Source organism: Sphingomonas sp. 66-10, assembly GCF_001897045.1.
Taxonomy (GTDB): Bacteria; Pseudomonadota; Alphaproteobacteria; order Sphingomonadales; family Sphingomonadaceae; genus Sphingomonas; species Sphingomonas lycopersici.
Genome location: NZ_MKRR01000007.1, coordinates 26811 through 35774, shown reverse-complemented (window position 1 = coordinate 35774; position 8964 = coordinate 26811). Strand labels below are relative to the sequence as shown.

Annotated in this window: 10 protein-coding genes; 2 read left to right on the top strand and 8 right to left on the bottom strand. The window is 64.4% G+C overall.

The window, feature by feature from the left end; genetic code table 11:
- Positions 1 to 553 (top strand): hypothetical protein (locus BGN95_RS01310; protein ID WP_286771377.1); only part of this gene is annotated, 553 nt, incomplete at its 5' end.
- A 26-nt stretch (positions 554 to 579) separates the two neighbouring features.
- Here BGN95_RS01310 and BGN95_RS01305 read toward each other — a convergent pair.
- Positions 580 to 828: a putative quinol monooxygenase gene (locus BGN95_RS01305; protein WP_096362243.1), complete on the bottom strand. Its 249-nt coding sequence runs from the start codon at positions 826 to 828 to the stop codon at positions 580 to 582.
- A gap of 71 nt (positions 829 to 899) precedes the next feature.
- On the opposite strand from BGN95_RS01305, the gene BGN95_RS01300 reads away from it, so the two are divergent.
- Positions 900 to 1103 (top strand): hypothetical protein, encoded by a 204-nt coding sequence (locus tag BGN95_RS01300; RefSeq protein ID WP_066667023.1) that lies wholly within the window; start codon positions 900 to 902, stop codon positions 1101 to 1103.
- Positions 1104 to 1112: 9 nt separating this feature from the next.
- On the opposite strand, the gene BGN95_RS01295 is transcribed toward BGN95_RS01300, so the two are convergent.
- From BGN95_RS01295 to BGN95_RS01265, 7 genes are all read right to left on the bottom strand, one after another.
- Positions 1113 to 3911, bottom strand: coding sequence for a conjugal transfer protein TraG N-terminal domain-containing protein (locus tag BGN95_RS01295; RefSeq protein ID WP_066667025.1), 2799 nt, complete (start codon positions 3909 to 3911; stop codon positions 1113 to 1115).
- A gap of 23 nt (positions 3912 to 3934) precedes the next feature.
- Entirely contained in the window at positions 3935 to 5335 is a 1401-nt protein-coding gene (locus BGN95_RS01290; RefSeq protein ID WP_066519584.1) for a conjugal transfer protein TraH, read from the bottom strand.
- Positions 5336 to 5400: 65 nt separating this feature from the next.
- Complete coding sequence (locus BGN95_RS01285) at positions 5401 to 6225, bottom strand: conjugal transfer protein TraF (protein ID WP_066519496.1); 825 nt, start codon at positions 6223 to 6225, stop codon at positions 5401 to 5403.
- Between the two features lie 2 nt (positions 6226 to 6227).
- Positions 6228 to 6464 carry a hypothetical protein gene (locus BGN95_RS01280; RefSeq protein WP_066519497.1) on the bottom strand — a complete coding sequence of 79 codons (237 nt, stop codon included), beginning with the start codon at positions 6462 to 6464 and terminating at the stop codon, positions 6228 to 6230.
- On the bottom strand, positions 6445 to 6840 hold the full coding sequence (locus BGN95_RS01275) for a hypothetical protein (protein ID WP_231726493.1): 396 nt from the start codon (positions 6838 to 6840) through the stop codon (positions 6445 to 6447). The genes BGN95_RS01280 and BGN95_RS01275 overlap by 20 nt, the downstream gene beginning before the upstream one ends.
- A 24-nt stretch (positions 6841 to 6864) precedes the next feature.
- Entirely contained in the window at positions 6865 to 8706 is a 1842-nt protein-coding gene (locus BGN95_RS01270; protein ID WP_066519498.1) for a conjugal transfer protein TraN, read from the bottom strand.
- Positions 8703 to 8964, bottom strand: a 262-nt coding sequence (locus BGN95_RS01265) for a TrbC family F-type conjugative pilus assembly protein (protein WP_286771376.1), incomplete at its 5' end; no start/stop codon positions are given. The genes BGN95_RS01270 and BGN95_RS01265, both read right to left, overlap by 4 nt.

Genomic DNA, 8964 nt, shown 5'->3' with positions numbered 1-8964 from the left:
CTGCGAGCGGCCCCGCTATAGCTTCATGGTACTCAATCTGATTGCACAGGCGAGCGCCCAAAGTGGTTCGGCCGGCCCTTACGTCCGTGAAGGTGACCGCCTAGTGCCGGTGCGGGACTGGCTATGCGATGCCCTGGTGCCCGTGGCCCGGCGCGACCCCCGTCGCCTTGCGATCGCCGACAAGGTTCGAGCGGAACTCGAGCAGCGCAATGAGCTTCCCGCCGACGCGGCGGTCGCCGCACGGCTGATCACAGCCGAAGTCCAAAAGCGAATCCGTCTCTCCGGACGCACGAACGTGAGCCGCGCGGTCTCGGAGCTCGTCAAGGCCGGCCTCATGCAGCGTCACTATCAGGGCTACCGCGTCGATCATCATAATCGCGGTGCCCAGCGCCAGGCCGTCTACACGATCACTGACGAGGTGCGGCGCGCGCTCTATCCTGGTCATGAGTTTGCAAGGAATGACCGGCGGCCGGCTGACGGCAACGGTGAGCACCGTCGCTCCTCCCACGCTGCACAGGCCCAATCCGCTACAAAGACTCGAGCTCCGCGCTGATCCTCCTTCGCTGACGGCGCTCGAACTCAGGCCGGGCGGAACGGTTGCAGGAGCCTGATCCCGTCCTCGATCGAGCCTTCCATCAGCTCCAGGAGCTGCGGCACCAGTTCCTGCATGCGTGGCGCGTGGAGATGGGCATCGAGCGCTTCCCGGCCGATCCAGCGCTCGTAGAAGACGAAGGTGCCGGGCTGCCCGTCCACCTCGTGCGGTTCGTAATCGATGCAGCCTGCATCGTGGCGGGACGGCGTAACCGCGCGGGTGAGGAACGCCTTCATCTCGGCTTCGCGTCTCCATTGCTTGTGATCGAACCTCGAACCTTGTATGTTGGGTAGGTTCGGAGGTTCTCATGCTGACGCTCGATACAGCGACATTCGCGGCGACCAAGGACAATCCTGGCGGTCCGATAATGCTTCTCGTAGACGACGGCGTCGAACCCCACGGCCCAGTCACTGATACCGAAGGCAATGTTAGCAAGGCAGGCGCAGCTGCCTACCTGCTGGCGTATGCTCTTCTAGCTGGCTTCGTCGGCTACTTGTTTGTCGCAATCTAGAGTACACGATTACTCACGCAGCTTCGGGTCGTTGAAGAAGCCGCGGTTGTGATCGCGGTGAACCTCCTGCTGTACGTCAACCGATCCCTGCGCGGCGTTAGTCCGAGCAGCCCGCGCCGCGCCACGATCGCTCTCAAGCCGGTCCGCGCCGGCCTCGATGATTGACTGTGCGGTCCGAGGGTCGCCGCCGGCAGGGCCAGACGGAATGCCAGATGTGCCCTGTGGGCGATACGAGCCCGCGACGTCCGCCGCGCTATCGATGCTCGGCCTGCTTACCTCAACGAGGTCGGGCTCTTGAAGCTTGCCGGCAATCTCCTCGCGAATGTCGTCCTGCTTCTCGCGCATCCAGCGAGTGACCATCTCCTGCCGAACGGCGCGCTGGTGGTCGCTGAGATCGGTCGCCCACAGCTCCGGAGCATCCAGACCCGGGTTTGAAGCCTGTTGCGCCCGGTACCACTGCGCTAGATCCTGGCTCATGTTCTCGCTTAGCTGCATGCCGTGCGTTTCGGCGTAGCTGGCGTCGCGGGAGAGCTGCTGCGACAATTCTTCGAGCTGCCGAGCCGTCTCCGTATACGACCGCGCGCGCGCCAGCGCCTGCTCGTGAGTGAGTGACGAACTGGACGTAGTCGACGCGCGGCTGAACACGCCCGAGCGGTCATAGGTGCCATCTGACGACGTTGCGCCTGTGCCATTAGCGTGCTCGTCCCGCACCCCACTGCTAGCAGAGCTAGAGCTGTCCGAAGATCTCGTGTCTGATGTACCATGGCGCAGGAAGTCATTCTGCTGGCCCTGTGCCGAAACGCTGCCGCCCACACCTGGGAGGCGGGACGACGCTTTGCCAGTTCCGCTCTGACCTCCGCCGCCCAGACCCGCTGACAACGATCCCGTCACCTGGTTGAGGGTGCCTGCCGATCGGTCGTGGCCATTTGTTACCGTCAGACTCTGCCCCGTTGACGACCGATCCTCCAACCCTTGCGAGCTGCTGCCGGTCGTTCGATCGAACTGCTCAACAGAGGTGTTCGACGACCGACCGCTGCTCGAATCCCAGCCTGACGAGCGCTCGCTGGACGTCCCGTGCGCACTCCGGTCGGTCTTGGTCCAGGTGAGCATCTCCTGAGCCGCGTTGTCGTAGGCTTGCGATTGACGGTGCGCCTCGGTCGCCATCTCCCGCCATTCCGCCACGGTGCCGGTGGTCACGGTTGGGGTGAATGAGAGCCGCGAGATCGCGCCACCGGTGTCGAACACTTCCTGGCCATTGCCGAAACCGCTGATCACAGCGCCGTTGTCCTGGCGCCAGCCGACGCTCGCCGCGCCACCCATGAAGCTCGGCGCCGTCTGCCACTGGTCGGCTTGCCGCATGTTCGAGGTCGAGTTCGCCCAACTTACATTTCCGTAGGAGTAGTTGCCGGTGGTCTGCTCCAGCGCAGCAGCTTCCGCGGCATTCTGCGCCGGCGCCAGCATCGACGTCGCCTGTCCCGCGATCGACATCGCGCCCCGTGCAAGCCCGCCCGCCAAAAACGGGATGCTCATCAGCATGAAGCCGGCGATCGTCGCCGTTTCGCCGTTCACCGCGCCGATGCCGGCATAGCTTCCGAGCGACATCCCTCCTGCAGCGACGCCGTTCGAGGCTGCCTCGGCCCGGGTCATGCAGATCATGTGGAGGATCACGTAGAGCGGTCCCCAGGCCGCCAGATAGAAGAACCCCATCGCGTAGCCCTTCAACGAACTCAGCCCGGTCTGGGGGAGCAGGAAGAGCGGGAAGATCACAGGGAACATCGCGAAGAAGACGACGGTCAGGACAATGTTCAGGATCGGCACCCACGCCATCGCCTGCTGCGCGATCGAATTGTAGGTGTTGCGGGCCTGAATGTCCGCGCGGGTCTGCGCGAAGGTGTCGATCGACGCCGCCCCGCTCCCGCCGGACATCGAGTTTCGCGCCTGCATGAAGGCGTTGATGGCGGTGTTCTGCCTCATGACGCCGGTGAAGTCGTCACCCGAGCCTGTAAAGGCCGCATTCACGATCGGGACGTCGTGCTTGAGCTTCGCCGCGGCGACAGCATTGCTGAGCTTGGGATAGACCTCCTTCGCCCAAGGCTCCGCGTTCGCCTCGATCATGCTCGCCCATTGGCCGTTCAGCGTGTCATAGGCCTGTCGGCACGTGACAATGAAGTTCTGGACCGAGCCGTCGCCTTGCCGCTCCAGCCACTCCTGCGACCGCGCTTCCGAGCCCGGCCCGATCGCCGCCCATAGGTCCGGCGCTTTCGCCAAGTTGGTGAGCGACTTCTGGTAGAGCATCACATCGCCGAAGAGGCAGTTTTTGAAGTGGTTCTCGAGGTTGGTCGAGAATTCCGCGTCACGGATAGTGAAATTGCGGGTCGCGTCGAATAGCCGGGCGCCGTACACCATGCCGTTCGTAGTGTAGTTGAGCTCTCCGGGCATGACGAAGACGGTCTCGGCCGTCCGGGTGAGCCAGTCGCCAATCTGGGTGGTGAAGCTCGCGAGGACCCCCAGGCCGAGAGGTACATTCGCCACCGTCGCGGGCGAGAGGCTTGGATTGAGGCGGTCGGTCACCTTCACGTCGATCGTCGGGACCATGAGGCACAGGTAAATGCCCGTCGCTTGAAGGAACCAGTTCAACCACGCGCGGAAGTTGAGGGTGAAGGCCACGACGAGCAGCGAATAGATCAGCCCCATCACCATCACGACCCGCAGGAGAGAGCGATAGCCCCCTCCCCCCGCCCACGCGGCGACCGCGTTGAAGGTATTGACGAGATACTCGCCCCCGCCGACGGTGTAGACCTCGAGCACGCCGCTACCTCTCTGTTGCGCGCCTAGAGCAAGCCCTGCGCGTTCAATCCTCGCGAGAAGTTGAGCGCTGAGGACATGCCGGGCGTCATGGTGTTCTGCAGCGTCGATTCGAGCATGATGCTCCGGTTGATGATCTGCATCGTCACCTGGAGCTTGTTGCTGAGCTTCACGTCCCGCTGCGCGAACTTGGCGCGGGTCGCCGCGATCTGCTGGCGCCACTGCGAGGCCGTCTCCTGATCCGCGGTCTGGTAGAAGACCTTCGCCTGCTCCACCCTGTCGAGCATGTTGTCGAGCATGGCGTTCAGCAGATCGACCGCGACGATCTCGGAGAGCGTCTGAATTTCGCCGTCGGTGAGCGCGTAGTGGGCGTAGGCCTGAACCGCGAGGATCTTGTAGATCGGAACAGTCGCCATGTTCAGCAGCTGCTTCTCGGCTGCGTCGAGCGCGCTGTCGCTGCGAATCTTGGAGCTCATGCTCTTGATCATCGTCGCGATCCGGGGCCGCAGCGCGCTTGACGCAGGCACGCTGAGCGTCTGGTCCGAGACATCAGTGCACGGGTCGTTGTTGCACTTCAGGATTTTCACTGCCGGCGCGTTCGCGGTGCCGTCGAGCAATGCCGTCACGACCGCCTCCTCGGCCGGTCCGTAGATCACCACCTTCGGGCCATGCTCGCTGCCTGTCGGCGGGGTCGTGACGATCGTCCCAACCAGCGTCATCACATATTCGGAGAAGGCCTGGTCGAACGCTCCGAACTTCGACGACTTCTTCAGCGCCTCCCACGTATAATTGTGCGGGTCGCCGATGATCTGCTCCTTCATCGCCGGATCGGTGTTGCCAGCGAGCGTCGCGTCCCTCTGGCCCCCGTTGTTGCAGCCTTGGCGGGACGCGGCCCAGTCCGAGAAGACGCCTTGGCTGTTGCCGACAGCCTCGCAGATGGTCGATCGGGTGGTTTCCATCTGTGGCCAGATCCCGCCCACCAGCGCCTGCGCGGTCTCGCAGCTTGAGATGTTCATCTGGTTGAGGAGCTGAGCTTTTTGGCTGAACTCGTCCATGACCTTGCCGATCTCGGGTGAGACGCTGTCGATCGCCAGCTTGAAGGCGAAGCCCAGCGCGTTGTTCGCCGTCGCCTTCAGCATCGCGACGATCTCGCTCGCGTTGATGAAGCTGAAGGAGCCGGAGAACAGGTCGATACCCCCGCATCCGGCCCGCGCGCTTGGGAGCTGCAGATTGAACGGCGACACGCTCTTCTGCGGGAAGCGCGTCCAGACGTTGCCGAGCGAGTAATAGCCAGCCGACTGCCCCTGGAACGCTGTTGGCCCGGTGACGTTCGCCGCGCCGCCGGCGTCGTTGAAGAACCCGTTCATCTCCGAGGCGACGTCGGCCCGTGCGACACCGATGAGCGCGAAGTGCGAGGCGGCGACCATGGTCAGGGCGGCGCCGGCCCGGTGAGCCAGCCTTCTCAGCCGGCCCTTCTGCCGTTGAATGGACATCAGTAGTCGCTCCCGACCTTGGTGTTGGTGAGCATGAAGATGCGATCCATGATCTCATCGGCACTGAGGATGCCGTAGCCGACGGGGATGGTGCGCTTCGTCGCGGTGTCGAACAGGACGAGCGCCGGCGTCTCGTTGCCGGGTATCCCCATCCGCGCGCGCTGGCCGGAGTCGACCACATAGTTGGGGAAGTCGCGGCTCGGCCCGCCGTCCATCGAGACGGCCATCACCGCCATGCGGTGACCGTCCGCGACCGATCGCAGGATCGGCGAGAAGACCTCGCACGCGCCGCAGCTCTGCGCGTAGAAGTAGAACAGACCGTAGCGCTGACCGAGGTTGGTCAGGACCTGGTCGCGGTCGGCCTTCCGGTTGTCGAGCCACGCGCGTTTGGCCACCGTGTTGACCGGCCGCTGCAGCGTGTAGTCGATGTCCGGGTTCTGCCAGAGGGCGCGCTGCCAGGTGTCCGAGAAGGTCGACGCGCGGTCCAGCTGCTCGCGCTGGAAACGGACATAGGCAATGACATTCTCCTCCGATGGATCGAGGATCGCCCGTGCCTTCAGCTCATCCAGCTCCCGCGTGATGGCGGCTAGGCGCTCCGCCGCGCTCCGCTCGGGCGTCTGTGGCTGCGCCTTCGCGGTCTCGGGCGGTTTCGGCTTGGTGCAGTAGAACCATTGCCCGAGCCTGCGCTCGCCGCAGTAGAAATCGTCGCCGCGGTCGGACGCCTCGACGCTGTCGTCCCGGCGCTCGGCGTCCTGCGCCCGCAGCGGCGCTGCCAGGGGCGCGACCGCCAGCAGGAGCATCGCCAGCTTCGCGACTTTCGACATGCTTATCGTCCTTCCTTCTGATCGGCCGCACCGTCCAGGGATGGCGCGGGGTGGTTGAGCGATGCGGTGGGCGGCGCCTTCCACAGCGCGAGGTCGAGGCAGCAGTCGAAGGCGGGGGTGATGGTTGCGTGACGGCTGCACGGCGACGCGGGCGCGGACATAGGCGCTGCAGGCGCTAGCTGGCCGGCGCCGGCGAGCAGCACCGCCAGGATCGCTGGCTCAAAGATCGCGAATGCCATGGTCCAGTTCTCCTTTCGACAAGCGCAGCACGGACATCATCAGGGCGACATCGATCAGCCGCGTCCCGTGATCGAGCATCCGCACCATGCCGCTCATCAGCGGTCGCGCCGCACGACGGCCTTCCTCGGTTGCGCAAAGGCCATGGCCTTTTTCCGCGACCCATCGATTGGCCAGCATGTGCTCGATCGGCGCGGCTGCGGCCGGCGGGTCGACCACGCATTCGAACCAGCCGCCGATCACCTTGCAGATGTCCTCGACGCGCCGCGGCTGCCCGGCGCGATACAGGCACATGAAAATCGCCAGCTCGAACACGGTCATCTTCCAGTCACACCCTGGAGCGCCGGCAGAGAGCAGGTCATTCGCCGTGGCCGTCATGTCGATCCCCTGGCTCGTGGCTGGTCATGGCTTGCCTCCATGCAGGTCGTAGTAATTCTGAATCTTGGACTGGATCTCGGTCATGGTCTGGACCTCGTCCGGCAGCTTGGCCGCGTCGAGGAAGTCGGCGTACACTTCCGTGAAGTCCATTTTCGAGAGATCGAGCCGCTGGAACTCGGCAATGCTGAAGCCCTTGCACTGCTCGTTCTTGGGCTTGCCCCACGGTTTGTTGAGCTGGACGCGGCCCTGCTCCTGAAGGACACGGCTCAGCTTGCTTTCGAAGCAGCAATAGGCAGTCTTCTTCGTCTTGCAGATGCCGAGGAAGCTGGACGAGCACCAGGTCCCGACCTTGTGGCAGAACCCCATGCGGTCCTTGATGTCGAGCTTCATCTCGTCCTGGGAGCAGGCGAACAGCGCGAGGAACGGGGTCGCGAGCGCGGCGATCGCGACGGGCCCGCCGGCGAGCGCTGCGCCGCCTGCGGCGACCGTCAGCGCGCCGGATACCTTGCCCGCGCAGCAGTTGATGAGGCCGAAGACCGGCTTGTGGCAGGTGTCCCGCGTCCCCGAGAAGACGGTGAGGTTGTTCGGGTCGAAGCCCTTTGAAGCGTCGTCGATCGCGTGCAACGCGACCAAGGCGTCCTTGAACTCGGTCGAGGCTTCGCGGGTGATCGGCTCGCAGTCCCCGTTGATGCAGTAGACGTCGTCACCACAGATGTACTGCGGTGCGTTTGAGGTCGGGGTGTCCGGTGTCGTGCAACGATAGACCTTCTCCTTGACCTTGCACGCACCCTGCTGCGGGTCGTCCAGGCAGTCCTCGCGCAGAAACGTGCACTGTCGGTTCGCGTCGAGATCGCCGCAGTCGTTACCTGCGCTCATGACATTGCAGGTGAAGTCGCGCTTCCACGCCCAACAGGCCTGCGTGACCGGCACGCCGTCGATGATCCGGGTCTCAGGTCCTTCGGTGCAGACCTCGCCGGCCGCGGCAGCGGTGCACATCGCATCGGCTGCCATTTCGGCGCAGCCGTCGACCCGCTTCACCGTCACGCTGGTCTGGACGGTCTTCTCGTGCCAGCCCTCGCCAGTGATGGGGCTCGGCAAGAGGGCGATATCCCTCAGGTTCTGCGAGCAGACATACTCCGTCGCATAGTAGTCATCGCAGAACTTGTTGGTGGACACGCCATAGATCCGGTGCGCGGCGCAGGCCTGCATGGCCACGCCCGTGGGCTTGCAGGTTCCGGCCGCGACGTGCGGCGCCATCGAGGAATAGCGTGCGAACGGCGTACCGTAGGCGCTGTCGGGAACGACGAAATATTTGTACGCATCGATTTTCGTGATCTCAGGCGCCATCCTGATGGAACAGGACCTCGGCACTTCGTCGAGCTTCGTTCCCTGGTTGCACGTCGCCTCGTAATATCCTCCCGCGCCGGAACCTGGCGGGAGCGGTTGGCACTGGCCGGTGGTCGAGCCGATATTCTCATCGGCAAGGTAAGCCGACGGATCGTTCTCGATCGACGTCGCGCGCGAAGTCGTCGCAAGGATCTCCGCGTTGCTGAAGGCGGGCCGCGTGCGGTCCGCATCGGTGACGGTCCGGTAGGACTCGTTGGTCGAGCGCTGGGCCGTCCCCGCTGCGATGAGCGCGTCCGGATCGTCGAAGTAGGTGCTCTGCGGCTGATTGGTCCCGGAATAGCCCGGCACGGCCTGGGCCTGCGCCTCCGAGCTGGGAACAAGGCTCTCATCTCCCCGCTTCGCATTGCCAAACGCTTTGCCCTCTTCGCGCGCCTGCTCGATCGTCATCTGCTGCGCGCCAGCAGAGCTGATCGTCAGGCAGACGCCGGCAAGCACGGTCACGATGGCGCGAAGCTTCATTGGCGCCGGCTCCGCGCCAGGTTGCCGAGCGCCACAGATGCGATGCGCGCGCCCGGTCCGTTGGCCTCCGCGAAGGTGTTGAGGGCATAGTCGACCGTGACGTTGCCCTCGATGCGATCATGGGGCGGAACCTTGGTCTGGCAGTGAAATCCGGCGCACAAGTCGAAGGTCGACGAGACCGCCACATATGTCGGTACCGCCTGCACGTCGAAGGCGCGGAAAAGCCGCGGGTCGATGCCGATATTCGGCATGTCGCCC

What these genes read in the sequence shown, in the direction of transcription:
- BGN95_RS01305 (WP_096362243.1), bottom strand. Translation starts at nt 828, where the DNA reads ATGAAGGCGTTCCTCACCCGCGCGGTTACGCCGTCCCGCCACGATGCA.
- BGN95_RS01275 (WP_231726493.1), bottom strand. Translation starts at nt 6,840, where the DNA reads ATGACGGCCACGGCGAATGACCTGCTCTCTGCCGGCGCTCCAGGGTGT.
- BGN95_RS01280 (WP_066519497.1), bottom strand. Translation starts at nt 6,464, where the DNA reads ATGGCATTCGCGATCTTTGAGCCAGCGATCCTGGCGGTGCTGCTCGCC.
- BGN95_RS01270 (WP_066519498.1), bottom strand. Translation starts at nt 8,706, where the DNA reads ATGAAGCTTCGCGCCATCGTGACCGTGCTTGCCGGCGTCTGCCTGACG.
- BGN95_RS01285 (WP_066519496.1), bottom strand. Translation starts at nt 6,225, where the DNA reads ATGTCGAAAGTCGCGAAGCTGGCGATGCTCCTGCTGGCGGTCGCGCCC.
- BGN95_RS01290 (WP_066519584.1), bottom strand. Translation starts at nt 5,335, where the DNA reads ATGGTCGCCGCCTCGCACTTCGCGCTCATCGGTGTCGCACGGGCCGAC.
- BGN95_RS01300 (WP_066667023.1), top strand. Translation starts at nt 900, where the DNA reads ATGCTGACGCTCGATACAGCGACATTCGCGGCGACCAAGGACAATCCT.